19 protein-coding genes are annotated in these 17974 nt (G+C 57.7%); 18 read left to right on the plus strand and 1 reads right to left on the minus strand.

Features of this window, described 5'->3' with window-relative positions; all coding sequences use genetic code 11:
- Positions 1–4: 4 nt before the first annotated feature.
- From ccoO to WJS89_RS10315, 18 genes are all read left to right on the plus strand, one after another.
- Positions 5–757 carry a cytochrome-c oxidase, cbb3-type subunit II gene (ccoO, locus tag WJS89_RS10235; RefSeq protein WP_346340834.1) on the plus strand — a complete coding sequence of 251 codons (753 nt, stop codon included), beginning with the start codon at positions 5–7 and terminating at the stop codon, positions 755–757.
- Positions 754–933 (plus strand): CcoQ/FixQ family Cbb3-type cytochrome c oxidase assembly chaperone, encoded by a 180-nt coding sequence (locus WJS89_RS10240; protein ID WP_346340835.1) that lies wholly within the window; start codon positions 754–756, stop codon positions 931–933. Before ccoO ends, WJS89_RS10240 begins: the two co-directional genes overlap by 4 nt.
- Positions 923–1834, plus strand: a complete 912-nt coding sequence (ccoP, locus tag WJS89_RS10245; protein ID WP_346340836.1) for a cytochrome-c oxidase, cbb3-type subunit III — start codon at positions 923–925, stop codon at positions 1832–1834. The genes WJS89_RS10240 and ccoP overlap by 11 nt, the downstream gene beginning before the upstream one ends.
- Entirely contained in the window at positions 1821–3431 is a 1611-nt protein-coding gene (ccoG, locus tag WJS89_RS10250) for a cytochrome c oxidase accessory protein CcoG (protein WP_346340837.1), read from the plus strand. The genes ccoP and ccoG overlap by 14 nt, the downstream gene beginning before the upstream one ends.
- Positions 3428–3877, plus strand: a complete 450-nt coding sequence (locus WJS89_RS10255) for a FixH family protein (RefSeq protein ID WP_346340838.1) — start codon at positions 3428–3430, stop codon at positions 3875–3877. The genes ccoG and WJS89_RS10255 overlap by 4 nt, the downstream gene beginning before the upstream one ends.
- On the plus strand, positions 3874–6009 hold the full coding sequence (locus WJS89_RS10260) for a heavy metal translocating P-type ATPase (RefSeq protein WP_346340839.1): 2136 nt from the start codon (positions 3874–3876) through the stop codon (positions 6007–6009). The genes WJS89_RS10255 and WJS89_RS10260 overlap by 4 nt, the downstream gene beginning before the upstream one ends.
- Positions 6006–6158 (plus strand): cbb3-type cytochrome oxidase assembly protein CcoS, encoded by a 153-nt coding sequence (gene ccoS, locus WJS89_RS10265; protein ID WP_346340840.1) that lies wholly within the window; start codon positions 6006–6008, stop codon positions 6156–6158. Before WJS89_RS10260 ends, ccoS begins: the two co-directional genes overlap by 4 nt.
- Before the next feature lie 180 nt (positions 6159–6338).
- Positions 6339–7652 carry a radical SAM protein gene (locus WJS89_RS10270; RefSeq protein WP_346341207.1) on the plus strand — a complete coding sequence of 438 codons (1314 nt, stop codon included), beginning with the start codon at positions 6339–6341 and terminating at the stop codon, positions 7650–7652.
- Between the two features lie 23 nt (positions 7653–7675).
- On the plus strand, positions 7676–7951 hold the full coding sequence (locus tag WJS89_RS10275; protein ID WP_346340841.1) for a hypothetical protein: 276 nt from the start codon (positions 7676–7678) through the stop codon (positions 7949–7951).
- A 15-nt stretch (positions 7952–7966) separates the two neighbouring features.
- On the plus strand, positions 7967–9187 hold the full coding sequence (gene hemA, locus WJS89_RS10280; RefSeq protein WP_346340842.1) for a 5-aminolevulinate synthase: 1221 nt from the start codon (positions 7967–7969) through the stop codon (positions 9185–9187).
- A 682-nt stretch (positions 9188–9869) separates the two neighbouring features.
- Positions 9870–10427, plus strand: a complete 558-nt coding sequence (locus WJS89_RS10285) for a Rossmann-fold NAD(P)-binding domain-containing protein (RefSeq protein ID WP_346340843.1) — start codon at positions 9870–9872, stop codon at positions 10425–10427.
- A gap of 170 nt (positions 10428–10597) precedes the next feature.
- Positions 10598–11416 (plus strand): universal stress protein, encoded by an 819-nt coding sequence (locus WJS89_RS10290; RefSeq protein WP_346340844.1) that lies wholly within the window; start codon positions 10598–10600, stop codon positions 11414–11416.
- 101 nt (positions 11417–11517) lie between these two features.
- Positions 11518–12336 (plus strand): c-type cytochrome, encoded by an 819-nt coding sequence (locus tag WJS89_RS10295; RefSeq protein ID WP_346340845.1) that lies wholly within the window; start codon positions 11518–11520, stop codon positions 12334–12336.
- A 96-nt stretch (positions 12337–12432) separates the two neighbouring features.
- Positions 12433–12795: a DUF2147 domain-containing protein gene (locus tag WJS89_RS12455; RefSeq protein ID WP_431994017.1), complete on the plus strand. Its 363-nt coding sequence runs from the start codon at positions 12433–12435 to the stop codon at positions 12793–12795.
- Between the two features lie 14 nt (positions 12796–12809).
- Entirely contained in the window at positions 12810–13244 is a 435-nt protein-coding gene (locus WJS89_RS10300; RefSeq protein ID WP_346340846.1) for a universal stress protein, read from the plus strand.
- Between the two features lie 14 nt (positions 13245–13258).
- Positions 13259–14980 carry a cation:proton antiporter domain-containing protein gene (locus tag WJS89_RS10305; protein WP_346340847.1) on the plus strand — a complete coding sequence of 574 codons (1722 nt, stop codon included), beginning with the start codon at positions 13259–13261 and terminating at the stop codon, positions 14978–14980.
- Positions 14981–15030: 50 nt separating this feature from the next.
- Entirely contained in the window at positions 15031–15942 is a 912-nt protein-coding gene (locus WJS89_RS10310; protein ID WP_346340848.1) for an ion transporter, read from the plus strand.
- Positions 15943–16381: 439 nt separating this feature from the next.
- The gene (locus WJS89_RS10315; RefSeq protein ID WP_346340849.1) at positions 16382–17173 is read left to right on the plus strand and encodes a S1/P1 nuclease; all 792 of its coding nucleotides are present in this window, start codon (positions 16382–16384) and stop codon (positions 17171–17173) included.
- 186 nt (positions 17174–17359) lie between these two features.
- On the opposite strand, the gene WJS89_RS10320 is transcribed toward WJS89_RS10315, so the two are convergent.
- Positions 17360–17791: an META domain-containing protein gene (locus WJS89_RS10320; protein ID WP_346340850.1), complete on the minus strand. Its 432-nt coding sequence runs from the start codon at positions 17789–17791 to the stop codon at positions 17360–17362.
- Positions 17792–17974: the final 183 nt, after the last annotated feature.

Consider the following 17974-nt stretch of genomic DNA (forward strand, 5'->3'; position numbering starts at 1 on the left):
TGTTATGGGCCTCACTTCACAGCACAAGAAGCTTGAAAAGAACATCAACCTCCTCGCGATCGGCGCATTCATCGCGGTTACGATTGGCGGCATTGTCGAGATCGCCCCTCTCTTCTGGATCGATAATACGATCGAGGAGGTCGAAGGGATGCGACCATACACCCCGCTGGAGCAGGCGGGGCGAAACATCTATGTGCGCGAAGGTTGCTATTCCTGTCACTCGCAGATGATCCGACCGTTCCGCGACGAGGTCGAACGGTATGGCCACTATAGCCTGGCCGCGGAAAGCATGTACGACCACCCGTTCCAGTGGGGTTCGAAACGCACCGGCCCCGATTTAGCTCGCGTCGGTGGTCGTTATTCGGATGAGTGGCACGTGCAGCACCTCGAAGATCCGCAGAGCGTGGTGCCCGAGAGCATCATGCCCCAATACTCTTTCCTTGGTGATACTCGGCTGGAGGGTGACAACGTTGCCGACATGCTGATCGCGCTGCGCCGGGTGGGCGTTCCTTACTCGGACCGCGACATCGAGCAGGCGAAGGCAGACTTCTTTTTCCAGGCCAATCCCGATCGCGGCGGTGATGTCGAGGACTTCCTACAACGCTATCCCAAAGCGCAGGTGCGCGACTTCGACGGCGACCCGAGCCAGGTGACGGAGATGGATGCCCTCGTGGCTTATCTCCAGATGCTTGGTACGTTGGTCGATGTAGACAGAGCGGCCGCCCAAGCACAGTTGGCAGAGGAAAAGGGTCGATGAGCTTCTACGATCAGCTGCGCCATCTTGCCGACAGCTACGGTCTGGTCGCGCTTCTTCTTCTCTTTCTTAGTCTGTGTCTGTGGGTGTTCCGGCCCGGGGCCAAGCAACGCAACCGGGAAGCGGCGCGCTCCATTTTTGATGACGGCGAGACCGAGGGGCGCAACGATGGCCAATAAACGCATTGATGAGCCGACGGGTACCGAAACCGTCGGTCACGAATGGGATGGCATCGAGGAACTTGATACGCCCATGCCGCGGTGGTGGCTCTGGACGCTGTATCTCACAATCGTGTGGGGAGTGATCTACGTCATTCTTTATCCAGCTTGGCCACTGGTCGACAAGGCGACTGAAGGCTTGCTTGGTTGGAGCAGCCGCGGCGAACTTGCCGAGGAGATGAGCGTCGTAGATCAGGCCCGTGTAACGATGCGCGAGGAATTATCACGAATTCCGATCGAACGCTTACCCGAGAACAGTGAGCTGTTCGCCCAAGCGGTGGTGGGCGGCCGGTCGGCATACCAGGTCCACTGCTCACAGTGCCACGGCTCAGGGGCCGCGGGAAGCCAGACGCTGGGCTACCCAAATCTCAACGACGACGACTGGCTGTGGGGCGGCGATCTCAAGGCGATTGAATATACGTTGGTCAATGGCATACGCGCTCCTGGCGTAGAGGACACCAGGACCAGCACCATGCCGCCATTTGAAGGTGCTTTCGAACCCGCTCAACTCGACGCGCTGGTGGGTTTCGTGCTTTCGCTAAGTGGCGAAGGGCCTCGCAATGCCGCGGGGGCGCAAACTTATCAGGACTTCTGCGCAGCCTGCCACGGCCCCGCCGGCGAAGGAAGCCGTGACCTTGGTGCTCCGCGTCTGAACGATGCCATCTGGCTTTACGGAGGTTCACGCGAAGAGGTCCGAGAGCAAATTCTGGATCCCAAGATGGGCCGTATGCCACATTGGGGTGATCGCCTCGATCCGGTCACGATCAAAATGCTCTCGGCCTATGTTTGGTCGCTTGGCGGCGGCGAGGAACTTGTCGACGTCGCCGAGGATCCAGCGGTGGAGGTCGATGAAGAACCGTGATCCCGGACGCGCATCGAGCGCACCTCCTCGCCGTGAAGGTGAGAACAACGATCACTCGGTCGTAGTCGAAGACGGGCGCGCGAAAACCAACAAACCAGTATCCGGCGCCGTAGCCGAGCCAGAAGCCACCACTCTTCGCCACGAACCACACGAGCCGCCCCGCCAGCATCTGCCGACCAAATTGTTCGAGAAGCGGACCAAGGTTCACAACAAGCGGATCGACGGTCCTTTCCGCCGCTTCAAATGGTTCGTCATGTTCGTGACGCTGGCGGTATATTACGGCACGCCATGGATCCGCTGGGATCGCGGGCCGTATGCGCCCGATCAAGCGGTGCTGATCGATCTTGCCAATCGCAGATTCTACATGTTCGGCATAGAGATCTGGCCGCACGAATTCTACTATGTCGCTGGCTTGCTTATCATGGCGGCGCTTGGCCTCTTCTTGGTCACGAGCGCAGTGGGCAGGGTATGGTGCGGATACGCTTGTCCCCAGACGGTCTGGACCGACCTGTTCCAGCATGTCGACCGCTTCGTCGATGGTGACCGGAACGCTCGCATCAAGTTGGACGCGGCGCCGCTCGGGCCAAAGAAGGTTGCGAAGCGGACTTTAAAATATACAATTTACCTTGTTATTGCTTTCTGGACCGGTGGCGCGTGGATCATGTATTTCGCCGACGCGCCCACGCTAGTGCGCGATTTCTGGTCAGGCGAGGCCGCACCCGCCGCCTATATTACGGTCGCGATCCTGACGCTGACGACTTTCACGCTTGGTGGCTTTATGCGCGAACAAGTGTGCATCTACATGTGTCCTTGGCCACGAATTCAGACGGCAATGATGGACGAGAAGTCACTTCTCGTGACCTATAAGGATTGGCGGGGCGAACCGCGCGGCAGCGTCAAGAAGGCAAAGAAGAACCCAGAAAAGTTCGGCGACTGCATCGATTGCCTGCAGTGCGTTGCCGTCTGTCCAACGGGGATCGACATCCGCGAAGGACCACAGATCGGGTGCATCACCTGCGCGCTTTGCATTGATGCCTGCGACAAAGTGATGGCCGAAGTAGGACGACCGCGCGGTCTGATCGACTATGCCACTCTTGAGGATTGCGAAAAGGAGGCAAATGGGGAAGCGACACCTCCGCCGTGGAAAGCCGCGCTGCGACCCAGGACCATCGCTTACTTTCTAATATGGGGCGGTATTGGTCTTGCCATGCTGTTTGCGCTCGGCGTGCGCAACCATGTGGGGCTATCGGTCTCGCCGGATCGCAACCCACCTTTTGTCCTGATGAGCGATGGATCGGTGCGCAATTCCTATACGCTCAAATTGCGCAACATGGAGAGCCGTCCGCGCGACATGGAAGTCGCGCTTCAGGGCCTTCCCGGGGCGGTCATGTGGACCGACACCAGCGGAAGCGACGCAGCTGCCCGCACGCAAATCAAGACGGTTCCAGCAGATCAGGTACTCGCGGTCCGTACCTACGTCATGGCCCCTGAAGGGGTCGGGACGCAGGAATTCAGTTTCCGCGTAACGTCACGCGACGAGCAGCGCGAAAGCGCCGAAACCGAAGCGCGCTTTGACGCGCCGGGAGGCAGCGAATGAAGAGCGAATTCACCGGCAAGCACATGGCCGTGATCATCGTGACCGGATTCTTAATCATCATCGCGGTCAACCTGTTCATGGCCACGCTGGCCGTTCGCGGCTTCGGGGGAGTCATCGTCCAGAACTCCTACGTTGCAAGCCAAGAATTTAACGACTGGCTCGAAGCTGCCGAGCGACAGGAAGCCCTGGGATGGACGGCCGATCTATCGCTGAGCGACAACCGCCACCTCGGTGTCGAGACCAAATCGGTTCCTGACGGCTCCTCCGTGGAGGCGATCGCCCGCAGGCCGCTCGGAAAGCCGGAAACGACCCAGCTTCGGTTCATCGAGGCCGTAGCGGGCCATCACGTATCATTGGAGCCCTTAACGCCGGGACGCTGGATCATCCGGCTCACCATCGCTTCACCTGACGGTCAAACCTGGTCGATGGAAGAGCATTTGCAGTGATTGCGCAGGCTGCCTTTGATACGGTTGAGCATCCCGAACTCACGGATAGTCGTTTTACCGTACCTGGAATGCGTTGCGCCGGTTGCATCGCTAAGATCGAGCGAGGCCTTCACGCACTGGAGGGCGTAGAAGCGGCGCGAGTCAATTTCTCGGCGAAGCGGGTCGCTGTTCGGCATGAAATAGCGCTGGATTCGGAAGGATTGGTGGCTGCGCTCAGAAAACTTGGTTTCGAAGCGCAAGCGGTCGAGGCCAATCCATTAGGACGTGATGACGCCGAGAGCCGCACTCTCCTGCGTTCGCTCGCCGTCGCGGGCTTTGGCATGATGAACATCATGCTGTTGTCGGTTAGCGTCTGGTCGGGGGCAGGCGGCGTTACGCGCGAACTGTTTCACTGGCTCTCTGCGCTGATCGCGCTGCCGGTCGTCGCCTATTCGGGTCGTCCGTTTTTCGCCAGTGCGGCGATGGCGCTGCGACATCGGCGTACGAACATGGATGTGCCGATCTCTATCGGCGTTCTGCTCGCGACCGGGCTGAGCGTTTACGAGACTGTCACTGGCGGTGACCATGCCTATTTCGACAGCGCGGTCATGTTGCTGTTTTTCCTACTTGCCGGTCGTGCACTTGATGCGACGATGCGGAATAAGACCCGCGCGGGAATTGGGGCTTTGCTATCCCGAATGGGCAAATCCGCGCGCATATTGACTGCGGACGGATCGACTAGAACGGTTACCGCAGAAGAGCTCGAGCCCGGTATGCTCATGCTCGTTGCGGCCGGCGAGGCCCTGGCAGCCGATGGAATCATTGAGGTGGGCCGAAGTTCGATCGATAATGCGATGCTAACCGGCGAGAGCGAACCTCAAGCCGTGATCCAAGACAACCTGGTCCATGCCGGGGCCATCAACCTAGCCAATCCCATTCGCGTGCGCGTCACGGCCGCCTCCTCCGAGACGGTCATCGCCGAAATCGCTCGTTTGATGGATGAGGCCGGACAATCGCGAAGCCATTATGTTCGCATCGCCGACCGCGCCTCGCGGCTCTATGCCCCGGCGGTCCATACCCTCGCTCTGCTGGCATTTGTGGGGTGGATGATTGCAGGGGCCGGAGTTCATCAGTCGCTGGTGATTGCGATTGCCGTGCTGATCATTACCTGCCCCTGCGCGATGGGGTTGGCGGTCCCGGCCGCTCAGGTGGTGGCGTCAGGCGCCCTTGCGAGGCGCGGCCTGCTCGTCAAAGACGGCAGCGCACTGGAACGGCTTGCTGAAGTCGATACCGCGCTGTTCGACAAAACCGGCACCTTGACGCTGGGAGAGCCGGTTCCGCAGATCGATCTTATGTCGAGCGAACAGAAGTCTGTCGCCCTCGCACTAGCGCAGGCCAGTCGTCATCCGTTGAGCAAAGGCCTTGCAATGGCCCTCGAGAATGAGGGCGTCACCCCCTCCAAGGTCGAGTTGCTTCGCGAAACGGGAGGGGAGGGCATAAGCGGTGATTGGGGCGGCTGCCGTGTTGCGCTGGAGCGCAACGAACTCCCCGACGTTGGGTTATCCACTGCGCTCCGTATCGGGGAGAGCTGCTACGCCATTCCTTTTGCGGATCCGATGCGGACTGATGTTGCCGAGACCCTAGCCGCTCTTGGCTCCAGCGGTATCGATAGCCGGATCATATCGGGCGATCGGCAGGCGCCTGTGGCCGCGCTAGCAAAAAAACTCGGTATCGCAGCTGACGCGGAGATGCGTCCAAGTACCAAGCTGGCACTGCTCGACGACTTGAAAGCGCAAGGTCGGCATCCGCTAATGGTCGGCGACGGGATCAATGATGGTCCCGCGTTGGCCGCTGCCCATGCGTCGATTGCACCCGGAAGTGCAAGCGACGTCAGCCAACAAGCTGCCGATGCGGTGTTCTTGGGGCGGGCGCTGTTGCCTGTCGCGCTTGCGGTCGCCGTGGCACGCCGTACCATGGGCATCGTCCGCCAGAACTTTGCTTTCGCTATCGGCTACAATGTATTGGCGGTGCCCCTAGCGCTCGCGGGCTTGGTTACCCCACTAATTGCGGCGATTGCGATGTCGCTCAGTTCGCTGATTGTCGTTGGTAATTCACTTCGTTTGGCGGGCGCTGCGCGAGGCCCTTCGGCATGAGCGTTTTGGTCTATTTGATCCCGGTTGCGCTGGCTTTGGGTGGCGCGGGTCTCGCGCTATTCTTCTGGGCGATGCGGAATGGACAGTTCGAGGATCTCGACGGGGCGGCAAACCGGATCCTGATCGACGACGAAGAGGACGACCGATGAACCCTTCGGTCAAAGCGCCATCGCTTTACCATCCATTGGGGTCGGTCGATCGTCGCAAAACGCTGCGACCAGGGAGATCGAAATGACCATGCAACTCATGATCCGCTCATGCGCTTGCGGACTTTGGCAATTTGATTGAGCGCAATGACTGGCTCAACAATCTTCGCGAAGGGAACGGCGATGTGGCCCTATCACCCCGATCTGCTCGCGACCCCCGTCCCGCGCTACACCAGCTTCCCGACCGCTGCCGAGTTCGGTGATATTCACCCGACGCATTATCGCGATGCGCTCGAGAATATCTCCGGAGAAGCGTCTATCTATGTGCATATTCCGTTTTGTGAAAAGATCTGTTTCTATTGCGGCTGCAACACGGGCGCAGCAGGTCGCCGTAGCAGGCTGGAAACCTATCTGGACGCGCTTCACCGGGAAATCGATACAGTAGCCGCCTTGCTACCAGCTGGCATCACCATCGGCCGTGTAGCTTTCGGGGGTGGTAGTCCGAATGCTATCTCGCCGACTGATTTTCTCAGATTGGTCGAAGCACTGACGCGCCGCTTCAGATTAGTCGATCCAGTCTATTCAATCGAACTCGATCCACGATCAATGTCCTCCGAATGGGCATCGGCAATTAACACGGTGCGGATCCGGCGGGCGAGCCTCGGCGTGCAAACGTTCGCACCCCATTGCCAAGAACGTATCGGCCGAATTCAATCGGGAGAGCTGATTGTAGATACGGTGCATAGGCTGCGAAACGCCGGTATAGATTCGCTCAATTTTGACCTGATGTATGGGCTGCCGGGCCAAACGTGCGATGATTTGACCGATAGTATGGAGCGAACGTGCCTGCTCGGTGCAGACCGAATTGCTCTGTTTGGATATGCACACGTGCCGCACATCGTTCCGCGTCAAAAAGCTATCGATGATCGCGGCCTGCCCGATCAATCGGAGCGGTTTGCAATGGCAGAGGCGGGCCACGACTATTTCATAACTCGTGGCTACACCCCGGTCGGATTCGATCACTTTGCCCTGTCGGGCGGGGATCCTTTGGCTCATGCCGCGCTGACGGGTGAGCTACGACGAAACTTTCAAGGTTTTACGGATGACAAGGCCCCGAACCTGATCGGCCTAGGCGCATCCGCAATCAGTTCCTTACCCCATTTGCTCGCGCAGAACGAGAAGAACAGTGGTCGCTACAGGATGCGAGCCAGCGCGGGACACTTGGTTGCGAACCGCGGGGTATCGCGATCGGCGGATGACCGTGCGCGCGGAGATATCATCGAATCGCTGCTATGCAAAGGAAGCGCGCGGTTGTCATCCGATCTTATCGAGCACTGTCGCGCCGGCCTCCGCCCTTTCCTCGACAAAGGCTTGGCGACACTATGTGATGACCGTCTTACGATCACCGCCGGGGGGCTGCCTTATACGCGGACCATTGCCGCCTTATTCGATCCCTATCGTCAAGTCTCGCCCCGCCGGTTCAGCTCAGCTGTTTGAGACCACCGCCGAAAGGATAATATATGCCCCTTTGGTTTTTCCCTGCCCTTATCGGAATTTTCGCGACCTCGAGCCTGATAGCGGGAATCTGGCTAATGCTGCACCTCCGCGACCTTGCCCGTCTCTTTGTTGGAGATGGATCGAGCAACATCGTTCGCGGTCCCGGCAAGCGACAAGCGTCCCGGCGACAAGTCTGGCTAGCCCTCTTCATCTTCAACGCAGGCTGGATTGTTTCATTGCTCATTTGGATATTTGTGATGGGCGGTGATGCGAATACGGTCACTGACGCGGCAGCCTGACACAATGGCGCGATCATGAACTACGACCAGATTTTCGGCGAAGCGATTGAACAGCTCCATTCGGAGGGCCGGTATCGCGTCTTCATCGACATATTGCGTGACAAGGGCTCTTTCCCCAACGCACGCTGCTTCGCGGGACATAACGGATCCAAGCCGGTTACCGTGTGGTGTTCCAACGATTATCTCGCCATGGGCCAGCACCCCAAAGTCATCACCGCGATGGAAGAAGCGATGCAAGATGCCGGCGCTGGGGCGGGCGGCACGCGCAATATCGGTGGCAACACGCACTACCATGTCGAGCTGGAGGCTGAACTGGCCGATTTGCACGGCAAGCAGAACGCGTTGTTGTTCACCAGCGGCTATGTTTCGAACGATGCAACGCTGTCTACTCTCGGCAAGCTGCTCCCCGGCTGCGTGATTTTCTCCGACGAGTTAAACCACGCAAGCATGATCGCGGGCATCCGCAATTCAGGCTGCGAAAAGCGCGTCTTTCGCCACAATGATATGATGCATCTTCGGGAATTGCTCGCTGCCGAAGGTTCTGGAACGCCCAAGCTGATCGCATTCGAAAGCGTCTATTCGATGGACGGCGATGTGGCCCCGCTTCACGCCATTTGCGACCTCGCCGACGAATATCACGCGCTGACCTATATCGACGAGGTCCACGCGGTCGGCATGTATGGGGCGCGTGGGGGCGGCATCACTGAGCGAGACAAGGTAGCGCACCGGATCGATATTATCGAAGGGACTTTGGGCAAGGCGTTCGGCGTAATGGGCGGCTATGTCGCGGCAGATTCTCGGGTCATCGACTGCCTTCGTTCTTATGCCCCCGGATTTATCTTCACCACATCACTCAGCCCCGTAGTGGTCGCGGGCGCGCTGGCGGCGGTACGACACCTGAAGGAAAGCAACGAAGAACGCGAGGCGCAGCAGGCCTCGGCTAAACTGCTCAAGCGGAAGATGCGTGAGGCCGGCCTACCGGTCATGGCTAACGCCACGCATATCGTGCCACTAATGGTCGGCGATCCGGTCCGCACGAAAACCATCAGCGACATATTGCTCGCCGAATACGGCGTTTATGTGCAGCCGATCAACTTTCCCACGGTGTCCCGCGGTACAGAACGCCTGCGTTTCACCCCTGGCCCGATGCATACGACTGAAATGATGGACGAGCTAGTCGGTGCCTTGGTCGAAATCTGGAGCCGACCGGAACTGAAGTTGGCGGAAGCTGCATGACCGGTTCAGTCTTTTCGGGAGTTGTAATGAATTTTCGTCATCAAGCAGAAGATTTGGATCCAGTTTGAGGGATGGGCTATCGTACATCAGTTGACGGGGACACGTCCACCAGAAGGCAACTCCGCTCGACACGTCACAGCGCATTGATTTCATATTTTGTGCACGGAAACCTGCCCGCGACGTGGCAGCCGCTGAAGGGCCGCTCAGATAAGATCTCGGTTCCTCAAGCTTAAGTGACCCGGCAATCCTGAGATCAACACTTCTGCAAAAAAGTTCGCACACGAGTGACCATAGGGGGGCATTGGACGCTACCGTACTCTATCGATGCAGCATCTCAAAACCATCGTTGCTAGCCTTCGCACCGTTGGAGATTTTTCGTATCGAGACGCATCGGCATGAGCAAAGCTAAGAACATTCTCGTAACAGGCGGCACTGGTATCGTGGGCCGTTCCCTTGTGTAGGCATTGCGTGCTTCCGGCGCAACACCACTTCTCGCTACTCGCGGGGGCGAAGGTCAAAACGAAATCCGGTTCGATTTTTATGATCGGTCGACTTGGGATGCGGCATTAGACGGAGTATCCCGGCTATTCCTTTCCGCCCCCCCCAAATTGCCGACATTGATTCAACGCTTGGACCTTTCATTCGAAAAGCCCGAGACAAGGGCGCGAGGCACATTGTATTTTTGTCCGTTGCAGGCGCCGAGAAACTGCCGATACTTCCTCACGCGGTCGTCGAGCGCTATCTAACAGCCGCATCCGGCTGGACGATTCTGCGCCCGAGTTTTTTCGCACAGAACATCGAAACTGCATACGTCGAAGATATCAGACGCCGCGACCGAATATACGTTCCCGCGGGAAAAGGAAAAGTCGCTTTCGTGGACGCTCGGGCTATCGGCGAGGCGGCAGCCCGCTGTCTTTTGCAGCCCCAACTTCATTACAACAAGTCCTATTTACTGACAGGGCCGGTGGCGGTCTCCTTTAAGCAGGTCGCCGACTGCCTATCGTCGACGTTAGGTCACCAGATTGCGTACGAGCCAGCGTCGATAATCGGTTATCTTGCACACCTTCGCTTCGCAGGGCAGCCGTGGAGTCAAGCTATGATTCAGACCGCGCTGCACGTTGGTTTGCGGTTTGGTCAGGCAGAGAATGTTTCGTCGGACCTTGGTGAACTGATCGGCAAGGGAGGAAAAAGTGTCTTCGACTACATTCGCGATCGCCAGACAGTCTGGCGGCGTCGATAAATCTCCAGAATTTAGTGGCCATTCTGTGAGCCCCCTTCCTGATTGCGGTCGTTCGGAGGACAGGCGAGATTGGAGAGAATGACCGAGCTTCAAAATCTTTCCGCAACTCCATCAACATGCGATGCGTTCGCTGGATAAAGGTTTCATGTTTCGACGAAGGAGAATTGCTTATGTCGAGCGACCCGATCCTTGTTGCGAGCGATCTGACCCCTCGTTCCGACCGGGCGCTAGAACGAGGTCTGGCACTCGGGACGGCGCTAAAACGCGATGTTTGTCTTGTTCACGTGCCCGAACTCGAAAAAGAAGAGTCTGGCCGTGAAGAACTAGAAAAACTCGTTGGTAAGGTCGTCCCCCCTAATGCTACACTTTCCGAATTCATCTTTCCGGAAGGCATTGCGCCGAAAGCGATAGCTGCGTGCGCGGAGCAACGACATGCTGCCATGATTGTGATGGGCGTGGCGCGCTACAACTCCATCGGCGACTACTTTCTGGGCACGGCTGTGGAATATGTGATCCGCAATACGCACCGGCCAGTCTTGATTGTGAAAGAACGCGCTTTCGAACACTATTCAGATATCATCGTACCAACCGATTTTTCCGATGCGTCCCGGCAGGCCATTGAAGTTGGAGCAAGGCTCTTTCCAGGTTCCACCCTACACATTGTCCATTCATTGCACCTTCCATGGTCGGCTTGGGTGAATGATCCGCGCGTTGAAGAGGAGCTCAAACAAGAAGCCAGTGTCCGCATGGCCAGCCTGATCAAGGATCTTGATATACCCGACCAAGTTCGATCGGCGATGACGAGCCGTGTAGTAGCGGAACCACTATATCATTGTATTATGGGCGAGGCTGAAAAATACAACGCTCACCTGGCTTTGCTCGGCTCGCATGGTGCAAGCGGAATACGAGCGGCTACGATCGGGAGCGTGGCCGCCGAACTGGTCGACTCATTGCCACTCGATACGGTCGTGGTCGATCCCCGAGGGTAGGCCGGTAAATGGAAGATTTAAAGTGGCTTGTCTCGCAAGGGTCCGTGTTCTTTCGTTCTTCAAAAGACGTGATATGTTTGGCCCGTGAGTAGGAGTTTGCGATGAAAGCGATAACATTACTCGTCGTAAGCTTGGCCATATTCGTTGCGGCTTGTGCATCGACCCTAGATCGCGACTCCACTTCCTCATTGTCCGCTGCCTTTGTGGGCGCCCACGCGCCTGACGATGCTGCTCGATTAGCCCATGGCAGGCGAGTTGCCGATGTGGTCGGTTGCACCAGCTGCCACGGAGTTGACTTACAAGGCGGTTCCTACGCCGATGATCCCGAAGAAGGGTTTATTTTCGCACCAAACCTGACGCGCACAATGCCTACCCTTACCGATGTCGAGTTCACACGATTAATACGGGAAGGGATCCACCCGCGGCGCGAGCGGCTTTTCTACATGCCTGCCAAAACTCTCCAGCGTATCGCGAAAAGCGATCTAGATGCGCTGATTTTCTACCTTCGCTCCTTGGAACAGGAGGGACGGGAATGGCCTCTACCTACTGGAGGAGAAACCACCGATCAGCTCATGGATCTCGGTATACTCGATACTAGCTCAAGCGCGGTGGCAGAGTTTAGTGAGAAGTTGCCATCCTACTTGGGTCCTTCCTTCGAGCTGGGCCGCTATGTCGCTGGTGTAACTTGTGCCGAATGCCACGGACCCGATCTGCTAAGCGGCGGGACGTACGCGCCTTCCTTTTCAAAGCTGAACTATTCAACCGCAGAATTGGAGCGTCTGCTAGTAGAAGGGGTGACCCGTCACGGCGAATCCCACGGTTTGATGGCGTTGGTCGTGTCGCGTAATCTATCGGCACTGACCCCAGAGGAGCGGGCTGCCGTGATAGACTATGTAAGAGCACTGGGTGCCAATGAATGACAGCACACGGCTGGTCCTGTGAATGAACATGTCGCGCTTCCATCTCTGGTGTCGATAGTATCCTATATCCTGTGTGCCACCACCGCATATCTATTGGTGGCGAATCCGCTGGAAGGCCATTGGATCAATCCCGCCAATAGCGTTGTCATCTTGGTGGAGCCCTGCGAACGGTCATATTGCGGTCGAGTGGTATGGGCTTCCGATGAAGCCAAGGCTGATGCGGCCCGCGGTTCAGGCCGTCTCATGGGGACCAGGCTTCTTTGGGATGTGAGGCCACAGGGTGCAAACCGGTGGAAGGCGCGATTGTACATCCCCGACGCTAAGAGGGAAGTCGAGGGCCGCATACAGCTGCTGCGAGATGGGCGCATGGAGATTACTGGCTGCGTTCTTTTGGGTACGGTCTGCCGGTCTCAGGTTTGGAGTCCGGTACTTCCTGTGCCTGGAAGTGTGTCAAACTGACTGTTGGAGGCAGAATGTACAAGCGAGCGATAGTAGCTGTTGATGTCTATGACGAGGTCGGGACAAAACAGACCCTGAAAAAGGCTGCTGCCATCAACATAGCATTTGGAACCAATCTCCAGCTTATCTGTGTCCGAGCAAGCCTGCCGGGCCGCTACATGATGATCGTACCCAAGGATTTTCAGGTCATAGAAGAAAGCAAAGTGGTTCAGAAGCTCATCGAAGCGGCAGAGCAGGCCAAGATCGATGTGGAGCAATCCGCGCTGTTGTCGCCGACCGGATCGGTGACTGACGAGGTTCTCGCAGCGAGCGAAAGGCTCGGCGCCGATCTCATCATTTTGGGGGCGCAACAATCGGACTTCAGCCGTCTCTTCATCGGGTCGAACAGCAATTCTATCATGCGCCATTCCAGCATCGACGTTCTACTCGTCCGCTTTTCGAAAGACTGAGGTCGCATCAAGCCATGGAAGCGCAGGTCCACATCCCGCATCTAAGAGAGGTCCTGCTCTTTCTCGCCGCAGCTGGCATTGCCGTGCCACTCCTCCAGCGTCGTGTCAGTCCAGTACTGGGTTATTTCATCCTGGGCGGCCTGATCGGGCCCTTCGGGCTAGGTCTTCTGGCGCAGCGTTACGAGCCGTTTGAATGGTTGGTCATTGACGATCTCGATGGAGTGACCGCGCTGGCCGAGCTCGGTGTTATCTTTCTCTTGTTTGTCATCGGCCTTGAACTGTCTTTCGCGCGGCTATGGTCGATGCGCCGACTGGTTTTCGGCCTGGGAGGTGCGCAAATCCTCGTTACCGGAGCGATTATTGGCATCATTGCGATCGCCTGGGGGAATGCCATGGCTACGTCGGTGATCCTCGGTGCCTGCCTAGCGCTGTCATCGACAGCCATCGTCACCCAGATCCTCATCAGTCGCGGTCAGTTGGGATCGACATCGGGGCGCGCCGCATTTTCGATCCTCCTTATTCAGGATCTGGCGGTCGTCCCCATCCTATTCGCCGTTAGCGTGTTCAGCGCACTGGCGGTTGACAATATCCTGCTTGGCCTAGGCATTGCTCTAGGGGAGGCTGCGGTCACGTTGGCGGCGATCTATCTTGTCGGTCGGCTTGCCATCCGGCGGGTCCTGCGCGCCGTCGCCGACACCAAAAGCCGCGAGGGATTTGTCGCGGTGGTTTTGCTGATCGTGGTAGGGACCGCGGCGCTGACGGGCGTGGCGGGACTATCGATGGCATTGGGCGCTTTTCTCGCCGGATTATTGATCGCCGAGACAGAATTTCGTCATCAGGTGAAAGTCGACATCGAGCCCTTCAAGGGCCTGATGCTCGGCTTGTTTTTCATGTCTGTTGGGATGGGAATAGATTGGCGCCTCGTCCTCGACAATCCGTTCTGGGTCGGCGCATCGGCGCTCGGCCTTATCGTGCTCAAGATCGCGATCATCCTGCCGCTTGGCCTACTCTGGAAGCTTTCTTTGGCCAAGGCGACCGAAGTCGCAGTTTTGCTGGCTCAGGCTGGAGAATTCGGCTTCCTTGTAATCGGCCTGTCAACCACGGTCGGGCTGCTCGAGCCCGCCATTGGACAGTTCATGTTGATTGTCGTCGGGATCACCATGCTGACGACGCCGGGGCTAGCCTCGCTGTCGCGCTATCTCGGCAATCGACTGAAGCAAGAGAATTCAACTTGGCTATCCATGCCCGAAGACGGAGCGCACGACCTTGAGGGGCATGTCCTCATCGCCGGATATGGCCGGGTGGGTCAGCAAATTGCCGAGACCCTCGATCATCACGACATCACCTACATCGCCATCGAGAAAGATGCTGCGTCGATCCGGGGGCTGAGAGACCGGCCAATGGTGAGGCTCGGCGATGCGTCGCGTCTGGACATGCTCGAAGAGGCCGGTCTAGATCGCGCGAGCGCCCTGGTAATCACGCTAGGAGACCATGATGCTTCTGAAGCTCTAGTCCAGCAGGTAAGGCGCGCTGCGCCCAACATCAGCATCTACTCAAGAGCGCGCAATTCCGAACATGCTAAAAAGCTCGTCGATACAGGTGCAAATGTCGCTGTGCCTGAAACGGTAGAGGGAAGCCTGCGTCTTGCGGCACGCCTGTTGGCCGATTTCGGTCAGGGCGAGCAGACGATATGGCAATGGATGGAAGGCCGTCGCGAAGTCCGGCGCGCGTCTTGATCGCAGCATCTCCTAACGGCGCCCCTCAAACCCAAGACCGCAGTGCCAGCTTGGCGAAGGAACTCGGTTGCGAGGCGGAGCGGAAAATCCGGGTGTCGATCCGATGGGCTCTATTGGTCACGGAATCGGCTTCCTATATGCGGTCGATGCACCGATCAGCACGCCGTTCTGAAACATCTTCCCGCATCCAGGCCTTCGTCGAGGATCGCCGGTTCGAGCGTTTCATCATCACGGTTATTGTCATCAACGCCATCGGTTTGGGGTTAGAAACGTCGGCAGCGGCGATGGAGAGGTTCGGGGACGCGATCATCTTGGTCGACCGCATTGCCATCGCGATTTTTACGATCGAGATCGCGCTAAAACTTTTCGCATACCGACTGTCGTTTTTCCGCAGTGGGTGGAATGTGTTCGACTTCCTTATCGTTGCCGCGGCGCTGTTTCCGGCGTCCCAGCAGTTTTCAGTGCTCCGGTCCTTGAGGATTTTGCGGGCGCTACGCCTCGTCTCGGTCATTCCCAGCATGCGACGCGTCATCGTTGGTCTATTCAACGCGATCCCGAGCATAGGCACGGTAATCGTCATGCTCGTGCTACTCTTTTACATCAGCGCGGTGATGGCGACGAAGATGTTCGGCACCGCTTTCCCCGAATGGTTCGGGAGCTTGGGTGCGTCAATCTATTCGCTGTTCCAGATCATGACGCTCGAGAGCTGGTCGATGGGGATCGTTCGTCCGGTCATGGAGCAATTTCCCTATGCTTGGGCGTTCTTCGTCTCTTTCATCCTTCTAACCAGCTTCATCGTCCTCAACCTGTTCATCGGTGTGATCGTCAACGCCATGTCCGAAGCGACCGACGAAGAAGCGCACGACGAGCGCGAGGAAATCCTTCGTGAACTCCGAGCACTTCGGTCGGAGATTGAAGCCTTGAACAAGCATCCTGCGATCGGGAACGGAAGATCGGTTTAGTTGCACGAAACCGCCGCAGTGGGGTTTTAATATCCCTATCCCGACCTACCGCGATTGTCCCCGAATATGACATCGAACGAACGGGCGAGGAGCAACAGGTTTCGCGTCGCAAGTCGGATGGCGGCTTTCTGCGCTTAGTCACCGATAGCGGAGCGACCGCTTCCGGCCCACCTTCAGACGGGAGGCAGGATGGAAACGCTCGCATCTCGCGTCGCGCAACGCCCACATCGCGCGCGACGCGCGACGCTCTGCAGAGATGTCACGCCAAACAGCGATGACGCCTCGAAGCCGTCGAGCGTGCGGGCCGCGCCGCACGCGCGGCATTGGATCTTCAAGCCGGCGCCGAATCGTGCGAGGTCGGCCGTCGTCCGAATGTGTTTGGTGCTCATCGCTCCCGCATATCGCGACGAGAACATACAGGGAACAGGAGTCTTCGCGAATGCGTGCCATAGGAGTGATTGTCGGCGTATCCATCGCCGTTAGCGCAAGTGCGCCACCGGCTCATGCGTGGGGGCAGAATGGCCATCGGATTATCGGAGCGATTGCGCAGGACAAGATCAGCGGGAAAACCCGCGCAGAGATCGCACGGACTCTAGGAAGCGAAGGGTTGGCCGAAGCCTCGACGTGGGCAGACGACGAGCGCTCAAATCCAACGACCTTCTGGCAGAAAGAAGCCGGCCCCTATCACTACGTCACCGTGCCCAAAGGCATGGAATACGACGACGTCGGCGCGCCTAGCGAGGGGGATGCGGTATCAGCGTTAAAGCGCTTCACGGCGACAGTCCGCGATCCGTCGGCATCGCCGGAGGAAAAGGCGCTCGCGTTGCGGTTCATCATCCATATCGTTGGCGATCTTCATCAGCCGCTTCATGCTGGGAATGGCGAGGACCGTGGCGGCAATGATATCGATGTCCGCTGGTTCGGGGAGCAGACGAATCTTCACTCGGTCTGGGACACCAAAATGATCGAAGGTCAGAACCTTTCCTATAGCGAATATGCCAACTGGCTGGATGCGAAACTCACGCCGGAGCTCGTGGTGGAATGGTGGCAGCCAGACGTCCTGATGTGGGTGGCGGAGAGCGCCGCAATTCGCGATCGCCTCTACCCGGGCGTCGAGACCGCCCCAAATCTCGGGTGGTCATATCAGTATCAGCATCTCGGGACTGTCGAACGACGCCTTCAGCAGGGGGGCGTCAGGCTCGCCGCCTATCTCGACGACCTCTTTCGCTAGGTCAGCGGCTAATCTCGAGTCATCGGGTCATTCATCTGATGGCACCCGGACAGAATCAGGACGCGGTGCTTAGCAGTGGCGCCGTCATGCAGTCGGACGGGTCTGTGACCTATCCAGGCAACCAAACGTAACGGAGCGGAAACCCCAGGTGAACGCCGACGGAGGGAACTTGGCGCAACGGTAAAGCTATCGATTGGGGTGCCGCGCCGTGATCGTCGCCCCTGTGGGGGTCGAGAGAACGAGAGTGTGGGCACGATCATCGATTCGATAGCTGTCGACGGCATTAAAGATGGCCAGGAAGCGACTTTCCTGCTCCATCACCGCGGGCGCGCACGCCCTCTTCGTCACGCCGGCATTTTGAAACCGCAGTTCGGTTTCACTGACCGTATATTCGGCAAAATATCGGTTGCAGCTCGTATCGCCTGAAACGCGGCCATCATTTCCGAACGAGAGGGTGGCTTGCGTGTCTTCGATCAATCCCTGACCGGCGATATCATCAACGATCCATTCCGACCCCGCAAGCGCAGTATCTGAAGCGCTCTCATCATGACCGCTGGTCACACAGGCATTGAGTGACAATAGCGCCACCAAGGCAACAGCACTTTTAGTGATTTTCATCGTTTTGTCTCCGAACGCGGCTTCTATTAGTAACCTGTTGGAACCGCTTTGGTGCCCTCATCAATAGTGCAGGTGACGAGGTTTAAATGGCCCGCTCGAGCAATTCGCCAGACGGCATGACTCCATGGAGATCGCGGTCAACGCGGGTCTAATTGACTCGTTGGAGATTTCCTCAAACTCCTA

The sequence above is a fragment of the Sphingomicrobium aquimarinum genome (genome assembly GCF_039655735.1).
In the GTDB taxonomy this organism is placed as follows: Bacteria; Pseudomonadota; Alphaproteobacteria; order Sphingomonadales; family Sphingomonadaceae; genus Sphingomicrobium; species Sphingomicrobium aquimarinum.

Coding starts and splice junctions, on each gene's coding strand:
- ccoO (WP_346340834.1), top strand. CDS start 5: ATGGGCCTCACTTCACAGCACAAGAAGCTTGAAAAGAACATCAACCTC.
- WJS89_RS10240 (WP_346340835.1), top strand. CDS start 754: ATGAGCTTCTACGATCAGCTGCGCCATCTTGCCGACAGCTACGGTCTG.
- ccoP (WP_346340836.1), top strand. CDS start 923: ATGGCCAATAAACGCATTGATGAGCCGACGGGTACCGAAACCGTCGGT.
- ccoG (WP_346340837.1), top strand. CDS start 1,821: ATGAAGAACCGTGATCCCGGACGCGCATCGAGCGCACCTCCTCGCCGT.
- WJS89_RS10255 (WP_346340838.1), top strand. CDS start 3,428: ATGAAGAGCGAATTCACCGGCAAGCACATGGCCGTGATCATCGTGACC.
- ccoS (WP_346340840.1), top strand. CDS start 6,006: ATGAGCGTTTTGGTCTATTTGATCCCGGTTGCGCTGGCTTTGGGTGGC.
- WJS89_RS10270 (WP_346341207.1), top strand. CDS start 6,339: ATGTGGCCCTATCACCCCGATCTGCTCGCGACCCCCGTCCCGCGCTAC.
- WJS89_RS10275 (WP_346340841.1), top strand. CDS start 7,676: ATGCCCCTTTGGTTTTTCCCTGCCCTTATCGGAATTTTCGCGACCTCG.
- hemA (WP_346340842.1), top strand. CDS start 7,967: ATGAACTACGACCAGATTTTCGGCGAAGCGATTGAACAGCTCCATTCG.
- WJS89_RS10290 (WP_346340844.1), top strand. CDS start 10,598: ATGTCGAGCGACCCGATCCTTGTTGCGAGCGATCTGACCCCTCGTTCC.
- WJS89_RS10295 (WP_346340845.1), top strand. CDS start 11,518: ATGAAAGCGATAACATTACTCGTCGTAAGCTTGGCCATATTCGTTGCG.
- WJS89_RS10300 (WP_346340846.1), top strand. CDS start 12,810: ATGTACAAGCGAGCGATAGTAGCTGTTGATGTCTATGACGAGGTCGGG.
- WJS89_RS10305 (WP_346340847.1), top strand. CDS start 13,259: ATGGAAGCGCAGGTCCACATCCCGCATCTAAGAGAGGTCCTGCTCTTT.
- WJS89_RS10315 (WP_346340849.1), top strand. CDS start 16,382: ATGCGTGCCATAGGAGTGATTGTCGGCGTATCCATCGCCGTTAGCGCA.
- WJS89_RS10320 (WP_346340850.1), bottom strand. CDS start 17,791: ATGAAAATCACTAAAAGTGCTGTTGCCTTGGTGGCGCTATTGTCACTC.